Annotated in this window: 16 protein-coding genes and 1 pseudogene; 9 read left to right on the top strand and 8 right to left on the bottom strand. The window is 72.5% G+C overall.

The genetic code is table 11. The features are described 5' to 3' along the window. On the top strand, nt 1-808 hold an 808-nt coding region (locus C7C46_RS26765), incomplete at its 5' end, for an aldo/keto reductase (RefSeq protein WP_110672507.1). An 83-nt stretch (nt 809-891) separates the two neighbouring features. On the opposite strand, the gene C7C46_RS26760 is transcribed toward C7C46_RS26765, so the two are convergent. Next, nucleotides 892-3,216, bottom strand: coding sequence for a glycosyltransferase family 39 protein (locus tag C7C46_RS26760; protein ID WP_110672503.1), 2,325 nt, complete (start codon nt 3,214-3,216; stop codon nt 892-894). A 90-nt stretch (nt 3,217-3,306) separates the two neighbouring features. Continuing rightward, a complete protein-coding gene (locus C7C46_RS26755) occupies nt 3,307-4,428 on the bottom strand; it encodes an alpha/beta hydrolase (RefSeq protein WP_110672502.1) in 1,122 nt (373 codons plus the stop codon). A gap of 146 nt (nt 4,429-4,574) precedes the next feature. Here C7C46_RS26755 and C7C46_RS26750 point away from each other — a divergent pair, with 146 nt between their 5' ends. Together C7C46_RS26750 and nicT are read left to right on the top strand one after the other, a co-directional pair. Continuing rightward, the gene (locus C7C46_RS26750; RefSeq protein ID WP_110672501.1) at nt 4,575-5,540 is read left to right on the top strand and encodes a hypothetical protein; all 966 of its coding nucleotides are present in this window, start codon (nt 4,575-4,577) and stop codon (nt 5,538-5,540) included. Between the two features lie 153 nt (nt 5,541-5,693). Further along, nucleotides 5,694-6,785 carry a Nickel transporter NicT gene (gene nicT / locus C7C46_RS26745; protein ID WP_181442537.1) on the top strand — a complete coding sequence of 364 codons (1,092 nt, stop codon included), beginning with the start codon at nt 5,694-5,696 and terminating at the stop codon, nt 6,783-6,785. A 74-nt stretch (nt 6,786-6,859) separates the two neighbouring features. Here nicT and C7C46_RS26740 read toward each other — a convergent pair whose 3' ends face one another. Beyond that, nucleotides 6,860-8,965 (bottom strand): NPCBM/NEW2 domain-containing protein, encoded by a 2,106-nt coding sequence (locus tag C7C46_RS26740; RefSeq protein ID WP_110672500.1) that lies wholly within the window; start codon nt 8,963-8,965, stop codon nt 6,860-6,862. A gap of 194 nt (nt 8,966-9,159) precedes the next feature. Here C7C46_RS26740 and C7C46_RS26735 point away from each other — a divergent pair, with 194 nt between their 5' ends. Both C7C46_RS26735 and C7C46_RS26730 read left to right on the top strand, forming a co-directional pair. Next, entirely contained in the window at nt 9,160-10,830 is a 1,671-nt protein-coding gene (locus C7C46_RS26735) for an FAD-binding dehydrogenase (RefSeq protein WP_110672499.1), read from the top strand. A 114-nt stretch (nt 10,831-10,944) separates the two neighbouring features. Beyond that, nucleotides 10,945-11,526, top strand: coding sequence for an MBL fold metallo-hydrolase (locus C7C46_RS26730; RefSeq protein WP_110672498.1), 582 nt, complete (start codon nt 10,945-10,947; stop codon nt 11,524-11,526). Between the two features lie 57 nt (nt 11,527-11,583). Here C7C46_RS26730 and C7C46_RS26725 read toward each other — a convergent pair whose 3' ends face one another. Beyond that, nucleotides 11,584-12,060: a peroxiredoxin gene (locus C7C46_RS26725; protein WP_110672497.1), complete on the bottom strand. Its 477-nt coding sequence runs from the start codon at nt 12,058-12,060 to the stop codon at nt 11,584-11,586. A gap of 92 nt (nt 12,061-12,152) precedes the next feature. Here C7C46_RS26725 and C7C46_RS37435 point away from each other — a divergent pair, with 92 nt between their 5' ends. Continuing rightward, the gene (locus C7C46_RS37435) at nt 12,153-12,707 is read left to right on the top strand and encodes a TetR/AcrR family transcriptional regulator (RefSeq protein ID WP_110672496.1); all 555 of its coding nucleotides are present in this window, start codon (nt 12,153-12,155) and stop codon (nt 12,705-12,707) included. Between the two features lie 7 nt (nt 12,708-12,714). Here C7C46_RS37435 and C7C46_RS26715 read toward each other — a convergent pair whose 3' ends face one another. Then, nucleotides 12,715-13,047: a YnfA family protein gene (locus tag C7C46_RS26715; protein ID WP_110672495.1), complete on the bottom strand. Its 333-nt coding sequence runs from the start codon at nt 13,045-13,047 to the stop codon at nt 12,715-12,717. Nucleotides 13,048-13,149: 102 nt separating this feature from the next. Between C7C46_RS26715 and C7C46_RS26710 the strand changes: the two genes are divergently transcribed. Next, the gene (locus C7C46_RS26710) at nt 13,150-15,522 is read left to right on the top strand and encodes an FG-GAP-like repeat-containing protein (protein WP_110672494.1); all 2,373 of its coding nucleotides are present in this window, start codon (nt 13,150-13,152) and stop codon (nt 15,520-15,522) included. Nucleotides 15,523-15,577: 55 nt separating this feature from the next. On the opposite strand, the gene C7C46_RS26705 is transcribed toward C7C46_RS26710, so the two are convergent. Continuing rightward, nucleotides 15,578-17,884 (bottom strand): terpene synthase family protein, encoded by a 2,307-nt coding sequence (locus tag C7C46_RS26705; RefSeq protein ID WP_220040694.1) that lies wholly within the window; start codon nt 17,882-17,884, stop codon nt 15,578-15,580. Nucleotides 17,885-18,041: 157 nt separating this feature from the next. After that, nucleotides 18,042-19,253 (bottom strand): pyridoxal phosphate-dependent aminotransferase, encoded by a 1,212-nt coding sequence (locus C7C46_RS26700; protein ID WP_110672493.1) that lies wholly within the window; start codon nt 19,251-19,253, stop codon nt 18,042-18,044. A 90-nt stretch (nt 19,254-19,343) separates the two neighbouring features. On the opposite strand from C7C46_RS26700, the pseudogene C7C46_RS26695 reads away from it, so the two are divergent. Both C7C46_RS26695 and C7C46_RS26690 read left to right on the top strand, forming a co-directional pair. Continuing rightward, nucleotides 19,344-19,694 (top strand): annotated as a pseudogene (locus C7C46_RS26695) (winged helix-turn-helix transcriptional regulator); the annotation flags it as partial. 64 nt (nt 19,695-19,758) lie between these two features. Then, nucleotides 19,759-20,535 carry an SGNH/GDSL hydrolase family protein gene (locus tag C7C46_RS26690; protein ID WP_110672491.1) on the top strand — a complete coding sequence of 259 codons (777 nt, stop codon included), beginning with the start codon at nt 19,759-19,761 and terminating at the stop codon, nt 20,533-20,535. Here the strand turns inward: C7C46_RS26690 and C7C46_RS26685 are convergent. Continuing rightward, nucleotides 20,526-20,903 carry a PPOX class F420-dependent oxidoreductase gene (locus C7C46_RS26685; protein ID WP_110672490.1) on the bottom strand — a complete coding sequence of 126 codons (378 nt, stop codon included), beginning with the start codon at nt 20,901-20,903 and terminating at the stop codon, nt 20,526-20,528. The genes C7C46_RS26690 and C7C46_RS26685 overlap by 10 nt on opposite strands. Nucleotides 20,904-20,911: the final 8 nt, after the last annotated feature.

Below are 20,911 nucleotides of genomic sequence, written 5' to 3'. Positions count from 1 at the left end.
CTGCGAAGAACAAGGGATGGGGGCGGGGCGCAACCGGAGCGGCAACTCGCGGCGGTGGATCCTGACCGCCGTGGAGGAGAGCCTGCGCCGGCTGGACACCGAGTGGATCGACCTCTACCAGGTCCACCGGCCGGACCACACCACCGACATCGAGGAGACCCTGTCGGTGATGGGGGACCTGGTGCGGGCCGGGAAGATCCGCAGCTTCGGGATCTCCACCTTCCCGGCCCACGAGATCGTCGAGGCCCAGCACACCGCCGAGCGGCGGATGCTGGCCCGGCCGCGGACCGAGCAGCAGCCCTACTCGCTGTTGGCCCGGGGCGTGGAGGCCGGGGTGCTGCCGGTCTGCCGCCGGTACGGGATGGGCGTGCTGACCTGGAGTCCGCTGGCCTCCGGCTACCTGAGCGGGCGTTACCGGGCCGGGGCGCCGGTGGACCTGAGCCGGGGTCGGGCCGCGCTCACCCCCGCACGGTTCGATCCGGCGATCCCGCAGAACGCGGCCAAGCTGGCGGCCGCCGAACAACTGGCCCAGCTGGCCGAGGAACTGGGCTGCACACTGCCCGAACTGGCCGTCGCCTTCCCGCTGGTGCACCCCGCGGTGACCTCGGTGATCATCGGGCCGCGCACCCCCGAGCAGCTGGCCGGCCTGCTGAAGGGCGGTGAACTCGCGCTGGACGAAGCGGTGCTGGACCGGATCGACGAGATCGTGCCGCCCGGCACCGACCTCTACCCGCCGGACGGCGTCTGGCGGCCGCAGTCGCTGCTGGACCCCGCGCAGCGGCGCCGCCCGGTGGCCGAGCGGAGCTGACCGGGACGGCGCGGCCAGGACAGGAGCAACGGCCCGGTGGCCGAGCGCGCGGGAGGCGCTCGGCCACCGGCCGCCGGGGCGGGTCAGCCCGTCGTGGTGGTGCTGCCGCCGGCCGGGGCGGTCAGGTCGTAGACCGTGGCGCTGCCGACCGTCTTCGCGGTGAAGTGCGAGGCGACCCAACTGGCGATCTGCGAGCTGTCCGAGGAGCCGCCCTGGGAGGCGCCGAAGCCGCCGCCGCCGACGAAGTAGTGGATCTTCCCCTGCTGCACGTACTGCTGGAAGCCGGCCAGGCTGAGCGAGGGGTCGGAGCCGTTGAAGCCGCCCAGCGCCATGACCGGGACGCCGGAGGCGAGCTGGTAGCCGGCCGCGTTCTGCGAGCCGATCCCGGCGGCCGCCCAGGTGTAGTGGGAGGCGTCGGCCTTGATCAGGTCGGCGAGCTCGGTGCTGACCTTGGCGCCGTCGATCAGGCCGCCCATGCCGCCGCCCGTGCCGCCGCCCGTGCCGCCGCCCATGCCGCCGCCCGTGCCGCCGCCGGGGAAGCCACCCGAGCCGGTGCCACCACCCGGGAAGCCCCCGGCGCCGCCCGCACCCCTGCCGCCGCCCGGGAACCCGCCCCGCAGGCCCCCGCCGCCCTTGAGGTTGCCGCGGGTGAAGCCGCCCGGCCGGAACCCGCCGGGCCCGCCGTCGCCGCCGGACACCCGTGGCCCGGCCGTCGGGATCGACCCGGTGTGGGCCGTGGACACGGTGTCCAGCGCGTACGCGGTCGGCCCGCCCAGCGCCGCCGCCAGCGCGACCAGACCGGCCACCGCCGCCAGCCGCCCGCCGGCCCGCCCGGCCACCCGGCCTGCCGCCACCAGGGCGGCGGCCGCCAGCAGGCCGCCGACCAGCACCGCCCAGCGCAGCCACGGCAGGAACTGCGAGCTGCGGCCCAGCAGCACCCAGGCCCAGAGAGCGGTGACCGCGACCACCACGGCCAGCAACGCCGCGTACGGCAGCCGGCGCCGGGCCCGCCAGAGCCCGTCCACGCCCATCCCGACCAGCGCCGCCACGGCCGGGGCCAGCGCCACCGTGTAGTACTGGTGGAAGATGCCGGACATGTAACTGAACGTCAGGCCGGTGGCCAGCAGCCAGCTCCCCCAGACCAGGAAGGCGGTGCGGGCCGAGTCGGTGCGGGCGTACCGCCGGGTCGCCCAGAGCCCGAGGACCAGCAGCAGCAGAGCGGTCGGCAGCAGCCAGGCGATCTGGCCGCCGATGTCGCCCCCGAACAGTCGGGTGATCCCGGTGCTGCCCCAGCCGCCACCGCCGCGGCCGCCGCCACCCGGGCCGCCGCCCGGGGCGAAGCCGCCCTGCGCGCCGCCGCCCAGTGCCTCCACCGCCCGACCGGCGAGCCCGCCGGCCCGGCCGCCGCCGCCCACGCTGCCGGTCTCGTCACCGGTCAGCCGGCCGAAGCCGTTGTAGCCGAAGGTGAGCGAGAGGAAGCTGTCGTCCTGCGAGCCGCCGACGTACGGGCGGTCCTTGGCCGGTACCAGCTGCACGATCGCGACCCACCACCCGCCCGCCAGCGCCATCGCCAGTCCGGCCGCCAGCAGCTGGCGCACCCGGCGCCACACCCCGGTGGGCGCGACCACCAGGTAGACCAGTGCGAAACCGGGCAGCACCAGGAAGGCCTGCAGCGTCTTGGTGAGGAAGGCGAAGCCGAGCAGGGCCCCGCACCAGAGCAGCCAGCGGGTGCCGGCCCGCTCGGTGGCCCGGACCAGGGCGTAGGCGGCCAGCGTCATCAGCAGCACCAGCAGCGCGTCCGGGTTGTTGAACCGGAACATCAGCGCCGCCACCGGGGTCAGCGCCAGCACCGCGCCGGCCACCAGGCCGCCCACTGCCGAGAACCGCCGGCGCACCGTCGCGTAGACGGCGGCCACCGTGGCCACGCCCATCAGGACCTCGGGTAGCAGCACGCTGAACGAGCTGAGCCCGAAGAGGCGGGCGGACATCTCCATCGGCCACAGCGACATCGGCGGCTTGTCCACCGTGATGAAGTTGGCCGCGTCCGAGGAGCCGTAGAAGAAGGCCTTCCAACTCTGGCTGCCGGCCTGCACCGCCGCCGAGTAGAAGGCGTTGGCCCAGCCGGAGGAGGTCAGGTTCCAGCAGTAGAGGACCGCGGTGAGCAGCAGCAGCGCCCAGAGCGCGGGCCGGGCCCAGGCCGGGTCGTCGGGTCGGCCGCGCCAGGCCCGTCCGGGCAGCGTCCGCAGCCGGCCGGCCCAGCTGCCCGGGCCCTTGGGGCCTGTCGCCGGCAGCCCGGCGGGCGGGAAGATCGGCTCCGGAGCTGCCGGGGCGAGCGGCTCCGGGGGCGGGAAGTGCGCGGCCTCGGGCCACGGCACGCTGCTCTCGGGAACGGAACTGGTCGAGGTCATGCCCCATACGCTCGGGCGGGTGCCTGAGAGAGCGATGAACCCCGGCTGTGAGCGCTCTGTGATCTCCCGGGCCGGTCGGCTGACGCGGGGTCAGGCGGCGGCCGGCGGCAGCGCGAACTGCTTGCCGAGCCACTCCAGCGCGGGCGGGATCTCCCGGTTCCAGGTGTGGAAGTTGTGGCCGCCGCTGTCCAGCGTGATGGTGGAGAGCCTGGTGGGGGCCTTGAACGAGGCGATCATCTGCTGGGTCGCCGGGTAGTTGTCCTCGTCGCGGCTGGTGGCCAGCAGCAGCGAGACGGGGGCCGGCGGGGCGTTGCGCAGCCGCCAGAGCAGGTCGTTCTCCTGCTTGAGCTTCGGGTCGCCGCCGAACAGGTCGCCGGTGGTCGGGTCGTTGGAGGCGCTGTAGTCGGCCGAGAGCGAGACCGCGGCGCCGTAGGACTGCGGCTTGCGCAGGGCGAACTTCAGCGCGCAGTAGCCGCCGGTGGAGTCGCCGAGCGCGGCGTGCGCGGTGGCCTGCGGAGCGATCCGGTAGCCGGTGGCCAGCGCGCGCGGCAGGTCCTCGGTGAAGAAGGTCTCCACCTGCGGGCCGCCGGGCACGTCCATGCACTCGGTGTCCCGGTTGGCGACCGGGCTGGGCCGCATCATCACCAGCACGGTCGGTGGCAGCTGCTTGGCCTCGATCGCCTTGAGGGTGCTGGCCGGCCACTGCATGAGCGAGATCAGCTTCTCGGCCGAGCCGGGGTAGCCGGAGAGCACCAGGGCCATCGGGAACTGGTGGCCGGCGTACTCGGGCTGGAAGTACTGCGGCGGCAGGTAGACGTAGCCGTCGCTGCTCAGCCCGGAGGCGGCACCGGTGAGGCGGACCTGCTGGATCACGCCGGAGCGCTCCTTGGCCGAGCCCTGCGAGCTGTAGACCTTCTGCTCGCCGGTGACCGAGAGCGCGTTGCTCGGCTTGTGGTCCACCACGGTGCCCGGGCCGCCCGCGGTGCCCAGCAGGTCGGTCCAGGTGGTGTAGAAGCCGAAGTAGGAGTTGGCCACCAGGGCCATCGCCACCAGTACCAGCGCCTGGGTGCCGAAGAACGCGCCGAGCCGGGCGAGCAGCGCCTTCCAGCCCTTCCCGCCCAGGCGCGGCCAGAGCCACATGGTGGCCGCGAAGGCCAGCACGGCGAGCAGGCAGGCGACGATCTGCAGCGGGATTCCGGTCAAGGCGAGCACCCGGTGATCCTAGTTGACCTGGGAGGAAGCTGAGAGCCGCCCCCGGCTCCGGGCGCCGGGTACGCAGTTGACCCGGGTGCGCCCGCTGCGGGACGCTGACTGCGCACGCGCACCACGAAACAGCGCCTGGGGGGCTTGAGTTGCTCATGGGGAACCACGACACGGGGAACCGCCGCACCACCGCGCAGCACCGCCGGCTGGCCGGCACCGCGCTGCTGGCCGGGGCGGTGCTGGTGGTCAGCGCCTGCAGTTCGGGCCCGCACCACACGGTCGGCTCCGGCAAGGACTCGATCGGCACCGTGATCACGCCCAGCCCGACGCCGACCCCGTACGGGGAGAGCCTGAACACCCTGGTCGGGCCGGTCAACGACGCGCTGGCCCAACTGCCCAAGGCCGGCAGCCTGAGCGAGGTGAAGACCGCACTGGACGACGTGCAGCGGGCGGCCACCTCCGCGGCCACCGGGCTGCAGGGGCTCAACCCGCCGTCCGGCGCGGGGGACGCGAACCGGCAGCTCTACGTGGCGATGGACACCCTGGCCACCAACTACTCCACGGTGAGCGGCGACATCGACGGCAACAAGGTCTGCGCCACCTCCTCGGCGCTGGCCGAGGCCGGCGGTGTGCAGGGGCTCAAGGACGTGCAGACCGCGGTGACCGCGCTGGCCGCCGCCGGGTACACCGCGACCTTCTCGGCGCCGCAGACCGGCCAGCTGCAGCACCGGGCGCTGGACAACGGCCACAAGATCCGCGAGGGCCAGACCAACGGCGACGGCGAGCTGACCGTGGACAACGGCGGCGGCAGCGTGGACGCGGTGCTGACGCTGACCCAGAGCGGCCAGGCGGCCTACTCGTTCTACGTGGTCAAGGGAGAGACCGCCAAGATCACCGGGATCCGGGACGGGAAGTACGACGTGTACTTCGCGGGCGGCTTCGACTGGGACGACGGCACCAAGAAGTTCACCCAGAGCTGCGCGTTCACCAAGTTCGACGACGGGCTGGACTTCACCACCACCTCCAGCACCTACTCCACCTGGACCCTCACCCTCAAGCCCGCCATCGGCGGCAACGCGAGCACCAGCACCGTTCCGCCGGACCAGTACCCGGTGCCGTAGCGCACCCCGGCCCGCTGCGGGCAGGTCCCCGACCGACGGTCGGGGACCTGCCCGCAGCTGTTTCACGAGTCGGCAATCAGGATGTAGTTGCGAATGACTTGCAACTACATAAGGATGTAGCGGTTCCCACCGACGGACCGAAAGCAGAGTCAGATGAGCGGCACCACCCGGTGGACCAGTCGGCTGACCCGGGAGGAGTGGCTGCGCCTGGCCGGCATGGGCGGCTTCGTGCTCGCCCTGCACGTGGTCGGCTGGTTCACCCTGCTCGCCGTGATCGCACCGCACCACTACTCGATCGGCAACCAGGCCTTCGGCGCCGGACTCGGCCTGACCGCCTATACGCTCGGCATGCGCCACGCCTTCGACGCCGACCACATCGCCGCCATCGACAACACCACCCGCAAGCTGATGGGGCAGGGCAAGCGCCCGCTCTCGGTGGGCTTCTGGTTCTCGCTCGGCCACTCCTCGATCGTCTTCGGCCTGTGCGCGCTGCTGGCCTTCGGCGTGCGCCAACTGGCCACCTCGGTGGAGGCCGACGACTCGGCCCTGCACCGGACGACCAGCCTGATCGGCACCACCGTCTCCGGGGTGTTCCTGCTGCTGATCGGCCTGATCAACCTGGGCGCCTTCCACGGCATCCTGCGGGTGTTCCGCACGATGCGCGGCGGCGCCTACGACGAGGCCGAGCTGGAGCAGCAGCTGGACAAGCGCGGCTTCCTCAACCGGATCCTGGGCCGGGTGACCCGGGCGGTCACCAAGCCGTGGCACATGTACCCGGTGGGCCTGCTGTTCGGCCTCGGCTTCGACACCGCCACCGAGGTCTCGCTGCTGGTGCTGGCCGGCGGCGCCGCCGCCTTCTCGCTGCCCTGGTACGCGCTGCTGGTGCTGCCCGTGCTGTTCGCGGCAGGGATGAGCCTGCTGGACACCATCGACGGCTCGTTCATGAACTTCGCCTACGAGTGGGCCTTCGCCAAGCCGGTCCGCAAGATCTACTACAACCTCACGGTGACCGGGCTCTCGGTGCTGGTCGCGCTGGTGATCGGGCTGATCGAGCTGACCGGGCTGCTGGCCGACCGGCTGGAGATCACCGGCGGCCCGATCGGGTGGGTCGCCTCGCTGGACCTGAACAACGTGGGCTTCGCGATCGTGGGCCTGTTCGTGGTCACCTGGGCCGGGGCGCTGGCCTTCTGGAAGTTCGGCCGGGTGGAGCAGAAGTGGTCGGCCGGGCTGCCCGAGGGCGAGTGAGCCGACGGGACGCCGGCAGCTGAGCCGACGGGCCGGCGGGGGTGCCCCCGCCGGCCCGTCGGCTCCTGCGGCGGTCAGCAGCCGAGCTGCGGCGCCAGCCAGTCGGCGTGGTCGCTGTTGTTGCCGTCACCGCCGTCGGTGACCACCAGGTGCACCTCGTCGGCTCCGGTCAGGTCGGCGGTCAGGTGCCTGACCCCGCTCGCCGGGGTGACCGGGCCGGAGTCGGCCACCTTCACGCCGTCCGCCCAGACCTGGAAGTCCACCGAGCCGCGCCCGCGGGTCTCGTCGTCGAGGCCCAGGTCGGTACTGAACGAGTGGCAGGAACCGCCCAGGTAGTAGGCGATGTCGCTGGGCGCGTTGGTGCCCAGGCCCTTGGCGTAGCCGGTGCCGTGCACGGTCAGCGGGCCGCCGTCGCGGGTGTAGTCCTCGCCGACGCTCATGTCCTTCTCCACCGGACCCCAGCCGTTGCCGGCCGAGGACCAGACGAGGTCGGAGACCTGGTGCGGGCCGGCCGCCGGACCGGAGCCGCAGGCGATCCTCGCCCCGGCCCAGTCGGCGTGGTCCCAGGTGTTGGCGCCGGCCCCCGGCAGCACGACCAGGCGCAGCTGCTGGGCCCCGGACAGGTCGGCGGTCAGCCGCCTGGCCGGGTCGCTGCCGGTCAGCACGCCGCTGTCGGCGACCTTGACGCCGTCGCGGAAGACCTGGAACTGCGCCGAGCCGTTGCCGCCGGTCTCGTCGTCCAGGCCAACCTCGGTGACCAGGTCCTTGCAGGCGCCGCCGAGCAGGAAGGAGACGTCACTGGTCGCGTGCACGCCCAGCCCCTTGTCGTACCGGGTGCCGCGGAGGGCCAGGGTGCGGCCGTCCCGCGGGTGCCAGTCACCCACGCTCTGGTCGCGCTCCACCGGGCCCCAGCCGTTGGTCTCGGTGGCGAAGGACAGGTCGCTCAGGTAGTCGATCCCGGTGGCCGGCTGCACCGGGCGGTTCGGGGTGACCCGGACCATCACGGTGCCGTGGCCGGGCACGGTGGCGCTGACCGTGTCCGTGGCGTGGCTGGTCTGCTTGGACCAGAGGTCCTTGACCGTGTAGTCGGTGGCCCCGGCCAGGCCCAGCTGGGCCGTGCCGGCGCTGATCGTCGCGTCGTAGGAGCCCTCGTTGGTCAGGGTCACCGCGCGGCCGCCGTCGGCCAGCGGCTTGGACATGACGACCAGTCCGTCGGCGTTGGAGACCACCGAGCCCTGCTTGCCCAGCGGGTCCTGGTCGACCGCGATCACGTCGGTGTTGGTCAGGATGGCCAGGGTCTCGGGCGCCGCGGTGCGCAGGTCGGTGCCGATCATCAGCGGGGCGGCCATCTCGGACCAGAGGCTGAAGTGGGTCCGGTACTCGGTGCCCGTCATCCCGCCGTTGCCGACCTCCAGCATGTCGGGGTCGTTGAAGCCCCCGGGCTTGGCGTACGGCGCCAGGCCCATGTTGGCGGTGGCCCGGGAGATCATCGACCACCAGTTGTCGCTGATGTCGCCGGTGGTGCGCCAGGAGTTGCCGACCCGCGGCGCCCAGGTCCACGGCGAGGTGGAGCCCCACTCGCAGATGCTGTACAGGATCGGGCGGCCGGTGGCCTTGAGTGCCTCGCCCATCGTCCGGTACCGGGCCTGGGCGTCCTGGCCCTGGTTGTTGCAGTTGTCGTACTTGAGGTAGTCCACGCCCCAGGAGGCCCACAGGTTGGCGTCCTGCTGCTCGTGTCCGAGCCCGCCGGGGAAGCCCTGCACGTCGCAGGTGTGGGTGCCGGCGCTGGAGTACAGGCCGAACTTGAGGCCCTTGCCGTGCACGTAGTCGGCCAGCGCCTTGATCCCGTGCGGGAAGCGGACCGGGTCGGGGACCAGGTTGCCACCGGCGTCCCGGTCGGGCAGCGCCCAGCAGTCGTCCAGGTTGACGTACTGGTAGCCGGCCGCCTTGAGGCCCTTGCTGACGAACAGGTCGGCGATGCCCTCGATCATCGCCTCGTTGAACTGGGTGCCGCAGTGCGTCGAGTTCCAGTTGTTGAAGCCCATCTGCGGGGTCAGGTCGAGCCCGTTGTCGACGGCCAGCGCGGGTGGGGCGGCGGCCAGTTGCAGACCGACCGCGAGCGCGCCGCCACCGGTGAACAGGGCCAGTGCGGTGGTGGCGGCCGTTGAGCCGCGGGTCATTCTGCGGCGCAGTGGAACGTCCATGGGGGTCCTCTCCAGCGGGAGGTCGGGGTGACGAACGAACAGAATCGAACGGATCCGAATGGAACATCACATATGACAGTGCGGTTCTGTTGGAGTGTCAAGAGATTGACGCGTAGTCGCCGAAGCCCGAGGATCACCGGAGGACCCCGCACCACCTCCGAGGAGCCCCGATGGCAGTGGACGCCGACGTGATCGTGATCGGCGCCGGCCTGGCGGGGCTGGTCGCCACCGCGGAACTGGCCGAGGCCGGCCGCCGGGTGATCCTGCTCGACCAGGAGCCCGCCGCCTCGCTCGGCGGTCAGGCGCACTGGTCCTTCGGCGGCCTCTTCCTGGTCGACTCGCCCGAGCAGCGCCGGCTGCGGATCCGCGACTCGCCCGAGCTGGCCTGGCAGGACTGGCTCGGCACGGCCGGCTTCGACCGCCCGGAGGACCGCTGGCCGCGGGCCTGGGCCGAGGCCTACGTGGACTTCGCGGCCGGCGAGAAGCGGGCCTGGCTGCGGGCCCAGGGGGTGCGGTTCTTCCCGGTGGTCGGCTGGGCCGAGCGCGGCGGGCTGCTGGCCAGCGGCCCGGGCAACTCGGTCCCGCGCTTCCACATCACCTGGGGCACCGGACCCGGGCTGGTCGAGCCGTTCGGCCGCCGGGTGCGGGCGGCGGTGGCCAAGGGCCTGGTCGAGCTGCGGTTCCGACACCGGGTCACCGAACTGGCCGCCACCGCCGGGGTCACCGACACGGTCCGCGGCGAGCTGCTGGTGCCCAGCGCGGTGCGGCGCGGCGCGGCCAGCTCGCGGGAGGTCGAGGGCGCCTTCGAGCTGCGGGCGCAGGCCGTGCTGATCGCCTCCGGCGGGATCGGCGGCAACCACGAACTGGTCCGCCAGGCCTGGCCGGCCCGGCTGGGCACCCCGCCGGCCAAGCTGCTCAGCGGCGTGCCCGCGCACGTGGACGGGCTGATGCAGCAGGCGGCCGGCCGGGCCGGCGGCCACCTGATCAACGGTGACCGGATGTGGCACTACACCGAGGGCATCGAGAACTGGGACCCGATCTGGGCCATGCACGGCATCCGGATCCTGCCCGGCCCGTCCTCGCTCTGGCTGGACGCCCGTGGCAACCGGCTGCCGGTCCCGCTCTTCCCCGGCTTCGACACCCTGGGCACGCTGGAACACATCATGACGACGGGTCACGACCACACCTGGTTCGTGCTCACCCAGAAGATCATCGAGAAGGAGTTCGCCCTCTCCGGCTCCGAGCAGAACCCGGACCTGACCGGCCGCAGCGTGCGCCAGGTGCTCGGCCGCGCGCTGCCCGGCGCGCCCGGGCCGGTGGAGGCGTTCAAGAAGCACGGGGCGGACTTCGTGGTGGCCGACACACTGACCGAGCTGGTGGCCGGGATGAACGCGCTGACCACTCGTGACGGGGCCGGGGAGCCGCTGATCGAGGAGGCCGCGCTGCGCCGCGAGATCGAGGCCCGGGACCGCGAGGTGGCCAACCCCTTCACCAAGGACCTGCAGCTGACCGCGATCCACGGGGCCCGCCGCTACCTGGGCGACAAGCTGATCCGCACCGCCGCCCCGCACCGGCTGCTCGATCCCAAGGCCGGGCCGCTGATCGCGGTGCGGCTCAACATCCTGACCCGCAAGTCGCTGGGCGGCCTGGAGACCGACCTGGACGGGCGGGTGCTGCGGGCCGACGGCTCGGTGCTGGCGGGGGTGTACGCGGCGGGCGAGGTGGCCGGCTTCGGCGGTGGCGGGGTGCACGGCTACCGCTCGCTGGAGGGCACCTTCCTGGGCGGCTGCCTCTTCTCCGGACGGGTGGCCGGGCGGGCGCTCGCGGCGGCCACCGGCTGACCGTGCCGGCCGGTGCCGGCGCCGCCGCGGTCACCGGCTGACGCCGGGTGAGGGAGAATCGCTGGTGAGGGGCCGTCCGGTCCCGCGCGGTGAACGAAGAGTCAGGACTGGAAGATGCGGCAGCTGCCCCCGGAACCGGAGATCGAGCACCTGGTCACGGCGGGGGACCCGGATCCGGACGGCCGGCCGGTGGAGAGCAACGTCTGGATCATCGCCAACGAGGACGAGGCGGTGGTGATCGATCCGGCGCACGACGCCGAGCTGATCGCGGACCGGCTGGGTGACCGTCAGGTGCTGGCGATCCTGTGCACCCGGGCCGAGCCGGACCAGGTCGAGGCGGTGCTGTCGCTGGCGGCGATCACCGGTGCCCCCATCCACCTGCACCCGGCCGACCTGTTCCGCTGGCCGGCCGACGACCGGCCGGACGAGGAGCTGCGCGACGGCCAGCGCCTGGTGGTCGGCGGCCTGTACCTGCACGTCCGGCACACCCCGGGGGTCACTCCGGGCAGCGTGAGCATCTACCTGCCGGCGCTGGACGCCGTCTTCACCGGGCAGACGCTGGATGCGGACGGGCCGGGGGCCGGGGCCGACCCGCAGACCGTCCGGGACCGGCTGCTCGACCTGCCGCCGGACACGGCGGTGCACGCGGGGCACGGGCCGAGCAGCACCATCGGTGAGCTGGTCGCCCGGGTCTGAGGCCGCGGGTGAGTCACCCCGGCCCGGGAGGGATCCCGGTCCGGGGATGACACGGTGTCAGAGCGCGGCGAGGGCCTCGGTCAGGGTGTCGGTGTTCTGGAAGGTGAGCCCGGCCAGCGCGATGTGGCGCCAGCGGACCGTGCCGTCGCCGTCCAGGATGAAGACCGAGCGGCGCAGGCCTAGGCCCGGGACGGCGATGCCGAAGGCCTTGGCCACGGTGCGGTCCGGGTCGGCGAGCAACGGGAAGCGCAGGTCGTAGCGGCGGGCGAAGCCCTCGTGGCTGTCCAGGTCCTGCGGGCTGACCGCCCAGACGGCTGCGCCGAGGTCGCGGAACCGGTCCAGGTCCGAGGTGTAGGAGCAGAGCTGCTTGGTGCAGACCGCGGTGTTGTCGCCGGGGTAGAAGACCAGCACCAGCGGGTGGCCCTTGGCATCGGCGAGCCGGTAGTCGCGGCGCTCGGCGCCGTCCTCGCCCAGCAGCAGACCGGGCAGCGTGAAGTCCGGGGCCGGGGCGCCGAGCTCGGGGGACTTGGCCATGGTGCGGTCCTTCCGGGAAGGGGAGCGGCCGACTGGGCGGCTGCTAGACAGAACGTTCGTTCTCCCTTGGGGATGGTAGTACGGTCGACCTTGTGAGTACACCTTCCGCCGCCCGTGACCGGGTGCTCGACACGGCCACCCGGCTGTTCTACGCCGAGGGCATCCACGCGGTGGGGGTGGACCGGATCGTCACCGAGGCCGGGGTCACCAGGGCCACCTTCTACCGGCACTTCCCGAGCAAGGAGGAGCTGGTCCGCAGCTACGTCGAGCACTGGGACGCCGGCGTGCGGGCCCAGGTGGCGGCGGCCTTCCCGGGGCTGACCGCGGACCGGGCGCTGGAGCTGTTCGTGACCAGGCTCGGCGAGGAGATGTGCCGGCCGGGCTTCCGCGGCTGCCCGTTCATCAACGCGGCCGCCGAGTACCCGGACGCCGCCAGCCCCGTGGCGCAGGCGATCGCGGCGCACCGGGCCTGGCTGCGCGCGCTGTTCGTGCGGGTGCTCGCGGAGCTGGGGGTGGGCGAGCCGGAGCAGCGGGCCGGGATGCTGATGCTGCTGCGGGACGGCGCGATGGTGGGCGCGGCGCTCGGCGAGCCGGCGGTGGTGGCCGGTCAGCTGGCGGCGGCGGTCCGGGCGGTGGCAGCGGCCTGAGCAGACGTCAGCGGCGCGGGCCGTACATGATCACGCCGACCCCGGCCAGGCAGACCAGCGCGCCGAGCACGTCGTAGCGGGTCGGCCGGAAGCCGTCCACCAGTACGCCCCAGGCCAGCGACCCGGCCACGAAGACCCCGCCGTACGCCGCCAGCACCCGGCCGAAGTGGCTGTCCGGCTGCAGGGTGGCCACGAACCCGTACGCACCCAGCGCCACCATCCCCGCCCCGATCCAGCCCCACCCCCGGTGCTCCCGCACCCCTTGCCAGACCAGCCAGGCCCCGCCGATCTCCAGCAGGGCGGCGAGCAGGAAGAGCAGGGCGGAGCGGGCGACGGTCATGGTCCGGATCCTAGGGCCTGTCTTCCAGCGGTTCCTGATCGGTCACCCGTCATACTGGCGAACGCCCGTTCGTGTTGGATCGATCCACTAGGGGACGTTCACGTGCTGCACGCTTCGCTCCGGCGCGGCCGGATTCGCGGTCGTACCGCCTTTCTGACGGCTTCGGCCGCCGTACTCGCACTGGCCGGCCTGCTGCCGGCGGCCGGGCCGGTCGCCGCGGACACGCTGACCGCGGTGAGTTACAGCCAGGCGCCGACGACGCATCAGCTCTATCCGCGCGACCCGGCCGCGAACACCGCCGTGGTGCGGGTGGCCGGCCAGGTGACGCAGGGTCAGCCGAGCGCGATGCGACTGGACGTGACCAGGGACGGCTCGCCGTTCTCCAGCACCACCGTCCCGGTGGCCGGCACCGGCGCCGCGTTCTCCTTCGCCCCGACCATCACCGCGGGCCTGACCGCCTACACCTTCTCGCTCTACGCGGTCGGCAGCACCACCGTGCTGCAGAACAGCTGGACCGACGTCGTCGCAGGCGACGTCTACCTGGACGACGGGCAGTCCAACGGCGCGGCCCGCCAGCGCTACGACGGCGCCGCGGACAACAGCAGCGCCCCGGACCAGTCGCCCTGGGTGCGGACCTTCGGCTCCTCCACCGCTGACAGCGCGGCCTCCGCCGCGGACAACACCTGGCGGCAGGCCACGGGCGACGGCTACCAGGACGCCGGGGTGGTGGGCCAGTACGCGGTGCGGATGGGCAGGCGGATCGTGGACACCTACGGCGTCCCGGTGGCGGTCCTGCAGGGCAGCCAGGACGGCATGCCGATCGACGTCTTCAAGCCCAACCCGGCCAACCACGCTGACACCAGCACCAACTACGGCCGACTGCTCAGCCGGGCGCAGCGGGCCGGGGTGCAGAACCAGGTGCGCGGCATCTTCTGGTACCAGGGCGAGTCGGACAACAACGACGTGGCGGCCCAGACGTCCGGCTTCGGCACCGTGCTGACCGCCTGGCAGCAGGACTACCCCGGCCTGCAGCATGTCTACCCGCACCAGATCCGCAACGGCTGCATGCCGTACGGCTCCACCACCTTCCAGCGCTCCTACCAGGAGCGGGACGCCCAGCGCGGCTACAGCGACCTGCCCGGGGTGACGCTGCTGAGCACCGACGGAGTGGACCGCCAGGGCCTGGACGCGATGCCCAACAACAACTGCCACTTCTACTACCGCGGCGGCTACCAGGCGCTGGCCGACCACGACTTCGCCACCGTCGCGTACGACCTGTACGGCGGCAGCGCCACCGCGGCCACCCCGCCGAGCCCGGCCACCGCCTGGTTCTCCGCCGCCGACCACAGCCGGATCTCCATCGCGCTGCGCAACAGCACCGACCGGCTGAACCTGCCCTGCGGTCCGGCCGACGACTTCCTGGTCAACGGCAGCACGGCCAAGGTCAGTTCGGTGGCCGTCCAGCCCGGAATGGTGGTGCTGCAGCTGAGCGGGCCGGCCACCGGGGCCACCGGGGTCAGCTACCTGGGCCACGACGGTCCGGGGAACTGGATCACCAACGACAACGGCGCCGGCCTGCTGGCCTTCTACAACCTGGCGTTCACGGCCGACCAGCCTGCCGCGATGCCCGCGCCCGCCCGGACCTGCCCGCCGCTGCGCAGCTCCGTGCTGACGGCGGCCGGGGACTTCAACGGCGACGGCCGGACGGACCTGGCGGTCGTCGGCGACACCAACGACCTGCGGCTCTACCCCGGCAATGCCGACGGCACCCTGAATATCGGCCCGGGCGCCCAGATGTGGCCGCTCGGCGGGCTCTGGCAGGGCTTCAAGGCGATTGCGGCCGGTGACTTCAACGGTGACGGCAGGGCCGACCTGGCCGGCATCGACGCCAACAACGACCTGCGCCTGTACACCGGCGACGGCCAGGGCCACCTGAACGGCGGCGCGCTGATGTGGCCGGGCGGCGGGCTCTGGCAGGGCTTCAAGGCGATCGTTGCCGGTGACTTCAACGGTGACGGCAAGGCCGACATCGCGGGCATCGACGCCAACAACGACCTGCGCCTCTACCTGGGCAACGGCGACGGCACGCTGAACACCGGCACGGGCGGCTGGAAGATGCTGGCGGGCAACGGGAACTGGGTCAACTTCCACGGGCTCGCGGCGGGCGACTTCAACGGCGACGGCAAGGCCGACATCGCGGGCATCGATGCCAACAACGACATGCGGCTGTACGCCGGTAACGGCGACGGGACGATCAACACCTCGTCAGGCGGCCTGATGTGGCCCGGCGGCGGCCAGTGGGGCGGCTTCGGGGCGATCACGGCCGGCGACTTCGACCACGACGGCAAGGCCGACATCGCGGGCATCGACGCCAACAACGACCTGCGGCTGTACACCGGCCTCGGGAACGGCACGCTGAACACCGGATCGATGGGGATGCTCTGGGGCGGCGCCGGGCGGTGGGGCGGCAGCTGACGCTCGGTCACCCGAGGGTGCGGCGGGCCTGACCGGGGCCCGCCGCACCCTCGGTTCAGCGCCGGGCGCCGCTGGTGAGCAGGGTGGTGAGGAGCTGCGCGGCGGAGGTGCCGAGGCCGTTCGGGCCGGGGATCCGGAAGACGGGACCGGCGGTACCGGCGGTATTGGGCGCACCGGCGGCGGCCGCGGCCACCCGGGCCCGGTGGGCGGCGGGCTGGTACTCGAACTCGGAGTCGTGGTACCGGGCCACGCTCCGGTGCCAGACGTGGATGCCGCTCATCCAGTTCCGCAGATCGCCCACGTAGGCGTCGAGTTCCGCGCACTGCTCCGGGGTGAGGTCGAAGTCCCGGTAGAGCTGGGGGAGTTCGAGTGCCGTCAGGTGTTCGAACTGGCGCATCCGGGAGGTCTGCAGGTCGGTCACCACCCGCAGCGCGTGCTCCAGGTCGCAGCCGAGGAAGTTCTGCACCACCAGCACGGCGTTGTGCAGCTCGCCCTCGAACTGCACCTCCTTGCGGTAGGAGTGCAGGTCGTTGATCAGCCAGGCGTAGTCCGCGGCCGCCTGCTCCATCGCCTTGACGGTGCCGCTCGCCCAGACCTCGGCGGGCGTGGAGCGCCGGCGGCCGAGCCTGGTCAGGCTCAGGGTCATCTCCGACCCGAAGGTGTCGCGCCGCATCTCGATGTAGTCCACCGGGTCGGGGATCCGGTTCTCGGCGCGGTTGGCGATCTCCCAGACCCAGCTCTCCAGCATCCGGTGGATCCCTGCGGCGAAGGGCTCGCGCTCCGCCGGCCCCATCGGCCCGGCGGTGCGGGCCCACAGCTCGGCCAGGCCCTGCTCCAGCAGGGTGACCGGCTGCGGGACGGCGGTGACCTCGGTGGTCGGGGTGAACCGGGCCAGCCGGTCCACGCAGGCGCGGGCCCCGGCCAGGTCGGCGGGGTGGCCGTAGGCGATCGGGAACCAGTCGTCGGCGTAGGTGCCCCAGATCAGCCACTCGGCGGAGAGCTCCAACTCCTCCGGCGTGGCGTCCGGAGCGATGCCCGCCGAGCAGAGCGCCAGGTCGGCGGTGGCGAGCTTGCGCTCGTCCCAGACGCCCGAATCCGCCAGTCCGGGGCGGAAGTCGAGGTAGCCGCGGGCTCGGGCCCAGGCGGCGCTGGCGCGCCGGGCCCCTTCGAGGTGGGGGCTGAGCGCCGGGGTGAAGGGCTGGTACATGGCCGGCACCCGGTACTCGGGCACCGGCTGGTAGGGGACGTGGCTGAAGCTGCGCAGCACCTGGGGGTCGATCAGCCGGCGCAGGTCGGCGGCGGAGGTCCCGAGGCCTGCCGGGACCGCCGAGAAGGACGAACCTCGGCTGCCGACTCGGTCGTTCATGTAGCGGCTGGAGCGCATGTGCCACTCGTGGCCGCCGGACTGCCAGTCCTGCAGGCCCTTGGCGTAGGCCAGCACCCGGGCCATCTCCGGTGCGCTGAGCCGGTGTTCGGCGAAGAGCGGGGGCAGCTCGGTGAAGAAGGTGTTCTCGAACTGGTGCAGGCGGCTGGTGAGCAGCTCGTTGACCGCGTCGGCGGCCTGCTGGGTGGAGTAGTCGAGGAAGGTCTCCAGCACCAGCACGCCGTTGCTCAGCTCGCCCTCGGAACCGACCTCGCGCTGGTAGGAGAACAGGTCGTTGCGCAGGTGGACGCCGTCCGAGAAGGTGTCGCGCAGCACCCGCAGCGGGCGGCTGCGCGCCACCGAGGCGGGCACCTCGGCGCGCGCGGCGTACTCCACCAGACCGGCCGACCAGGGGGCGCCGCCGACCTTGCGGCGCATCTCGATGTACTCCACCGGGTTGGCGATCCGGCCCTCGTTGATGTTGGAGAGCTCCCAGAGCGACTCGTTGAGCAGGTGCTCGGTGGACTCGCGGAACCGGGCCCGCCAGTCCATCGACATGTGCGGCACGGTGCGGGCCCACAGGTCGGCGAGGCCGGCCTCGACCGGGTTGGTCGGCTCGGGGAAGCCGGCGGACCCGTCCTGCGGGGTCCACTCCATCGGCATGAAGAGCGGCAGCCGGTCCAGGTAGGCCTTGCCGCCGACCCGGTCCAGCGACCGCTTGAAGGTCTCCAGGAAGTGGTCGTCGAAGAAGAAGACCCAGACGTACCAGTCGGTGACCAGATCCAGCGCGGTGCTGTCGCACTCCGGGTGGGTGTAGGCGCACAGCAGCGCGTAGTCGTGGTCCTCCAGGTCCTGGAGGTCCCAGATGCCGGAGCCCTCCAGCATGCCCATCTCGCGCGCCCACACCCGGGTGTGCGCCCGGGCCGCCTCCAGGTGCGGGTTGAGCCGGGCCGGGTGCGGCAGGTAGAAGTCCGGCAACTGGAACGGTTGCGTGGTCACGGGAGCCCCCCAGGCATGAGTCGACCGTCGATCTTCCTCAGTCTCAGTGGAAGATCGACGGCCGGTAAGCCGCGTACGGCAGCGCGGGGGAGGCGTGCGCCTACGGGTGCGCAGGATCTTTCGAGTGAATGTCCGTCAGCCCCGGCCGGAGCAGGCGCTACTGACGGTAGGTCGCCAGGAAGCGGCCGATCCGGCTGATCGCCGTCTCCAGGTCCTGGGCGCGGGGCAGCGTGACAAAGCGGAAGTGGTCCGGGCGGGGCCAGTTGAAGCCGGTGCCCTGGACGATGTGGATCTTCTCGCGGAGCAGCAGGTCCAGGACGAACTGCTCGTCGTCGTGGATCCGGTGCACCGCCGGGTCCAGCTTGGCGAAGGCGTACAGCGCCCCCTTCGGCTTGACGCAGCTCACCCCCGGCAGCTCGTTGAGCGCCCGCCAGACCACGTCACGCTGCTCGGTCAGCCGGCCGTTCGGCAGCGTGAGGTCGTGGATCGACTGGTGGCCGCCGAGTGCCGCCTGTACCGCGTACTGGGCCGGCACGTTGGGGCACAGCCGCATGCCGGCCAGCATGGTCAGGCCCTCCAGGTAGTCCCTGGCGTGCTCCTTCGGGCCGGAGACCACCAGCCAGCCGCTGCGGAAGCCGGCCACCCGGTAGGCCTTGGAGAGGCCGTTGAAGGTGAGGGTGAGCACGTCGTCGGCGAGTGCGGCCAGGCAGTGGTGCTCGACGCCGTCGTAGAGGATCTTGTCGTAGATCTCGTCGGCCAGCACCATCAGCCCGTGCCGGCGGGCCAGGTCCAGGATCCCGGTGAGCAGCTCCTTCGGGTACACCGCGCCGGTGGGGTTGTTCGGGTTGATCACCACGATCGCCTTGGTGCGGTCCGTGATCTTGGCGGCGATGTCGTCGAGGTCCGGGTACCAGTCGGCCTGCTCGTCGCAGAGGTAGTGCACCGCCCTGCCGCCGGCCAGCCGGACCACCGCCGTCCACAGCGGGAAGTCCGGGGCCGGGACGAGCACCTCGTCGCCGTCGTCCACCAGGGCCTGGACGGACATCTGGATCAGCTCGGAGGCGCCGTTGCCGAGGTAGACGTCGTCCACGCCGACGCCGGTGACGCCGCGCTGCTGGTAGTACTGGACCACCGCGCGGCGGGCCGGCAGGATCCCGCGCGAGTCGCTGTAGCCGTGCGCGTTCGGCAGGTTGCGGATGATGTCCTGGAGGATCTCCTCCGGGGCCTCGAAGCCGAACGGGGCCGGGTTGCCGGTGTTCAGGCGCAGCACGCTGTGGCCGGCCTCCTCCAGGGCGTTCGCCTGGTCGACCACCGGGCCGCGGATCTCGTAGCACACGCCCGCGAGTTTGCTGGACTGCCGAAACTCCACTGCTGCCTCCCGGCCCGAACCGTGTGTGCTCTTGCTTTGTTCTACCAAGTAGCTGCTTGGAAAGTCCAACCTATTGGCTATGCTGATGGCATGTCACGCCGAAGCTACGACCAGTACTGCGCGATCGCCCGGGCCCTGGACGCGGTGGGAGAGCGGTGGAGCCTCCTGATCGTCCGTGAACTGCTCGGCGGGCCGCGCCGGTACACCGACCTGCACGCCGATCTGCCCGGGGTCAGCACGGACATCCTGGCCGCCCGGCTCAAGCAGCTGGAGGCGGAGGGGGTGGTGGCCCGGCGCCGGCTGGAGCGGCCGGCCAACGCCACGGTCTACGAGCTGACGGCGTGGGGCGAGGAACTGCGCCAGGTGGTGGCGGCGCTGGGGGACTGGGGGCTGGGCGCCCTGGGCGAGCAGCGGCCCACCGACGCGGTGCGCGAGCACTGGGTCACGGGTGCGGGCGCCACCCTGCACTGAGGTGCGCCGAACCCGCGGGTAGCATCGGTCCGCCATGACTACCTTCACCAGCTACGTGGCCCTCGGCGACTCCTTCACCGAGGGGATGTGCGACGAGCTCCTGCCCGACGGCCACTACCGGGGCTGGGCCGACCGCCTCGCCGCGGCCCTCGCCCGGGAAGTCGCCCCCGCCGACTTCCGCTACGCCAACCTCGCCGTGCGCGGCAAGCTGATCGGCCAGATCCGGGCCGAGCAGCTGGAACCGGCGCTGGCCCTGGACGGCGAGCTGGTGACGCTGGCCGGCGGTCTGAACGACGTGCTCCGCCCGGGCTGCGAGATCGAGCAGGTGCAGGCCCAGCTCGGCGGGGCGGTCGAGCGGCTGCTCGCCACCGGAGCCACCGTGGTGCTCTTCACCAGCACCGACCCGACCCGCCGGATGGCCGGCAGCGCCCGCCTGATGCCCGCGATCGAGCGCCTGCGGGCCTTCGTGGCACAGCTCGGCGAGCACCCCCGGGTGGCCGTGGTCGACCTGTTCACCGCCACCGTCTTCGACGACCGCCGGCTCTGGGCCGAGGACCGGCTGCACCTCTCCCCGGAGGGCCACCGCCGGGTCGCCGAGGCGGTCCGCCAGGCGCTCGGCCGCGAGCCCGCCTTCGACTGGCGCGCCCCGCTGCCCGCCGCCGAGGCCGTCGGCCGGGCGGCGAAGCTGCGCGCGGACCTGCGCTGGCTGCGGGTGCACGTCGGGCCCTGGGTGCTGCGCCGGATCACCGGCCGCTCCTCCGGCGACGGCCGCCCGCCCAAGCGGGCGGAACTGAGCCCGTATCAGCCCTGAAGCGTGATGCGGATCCCGACCGTACCGCCGAGCCCGCGGCGCAGGCGGCTGCCCAGCAGGGTCAGCCGCCCGAGCAGCCCGTACTTGCGCGCCAGCGCCTTGCGGTAACCGGCCGCGTCCACCAGTTCGGCCCGGGCCGGGACCGACTCCCCGGTCGGGTTGCCGCGCACGTCGCACGGCCCGACCAGCACCTCGGCGCGCCGCCGGATCCGCTTGACCTTCCAGCTGTCGGCCACCGTCCAGACCCCGAGCGCCGCACCGTCGGGAACGACCCACACCGGTGTGGCCACCGGCGTGCCGTCCTTCTTGTACGAGGTGACCAGCAGGTACTTGCCGCGGCCCAGCCGTTCCAACAGCGCCTCATCCATACCGGGAC

Origin of the sequence: Streptomyces tateyamensis (assembly GCF_003205575.1) — a bacterium.
Lineage (GTDB): Bacteria > Actinomycetota > Actinomycetes > Streptomycetales > Streptomycetaceae > Kitasatospora > Kitasatospora tateyamensis.
This window is presented reverse-complemented; position numbering and strand designations above follow the sequence as displayed.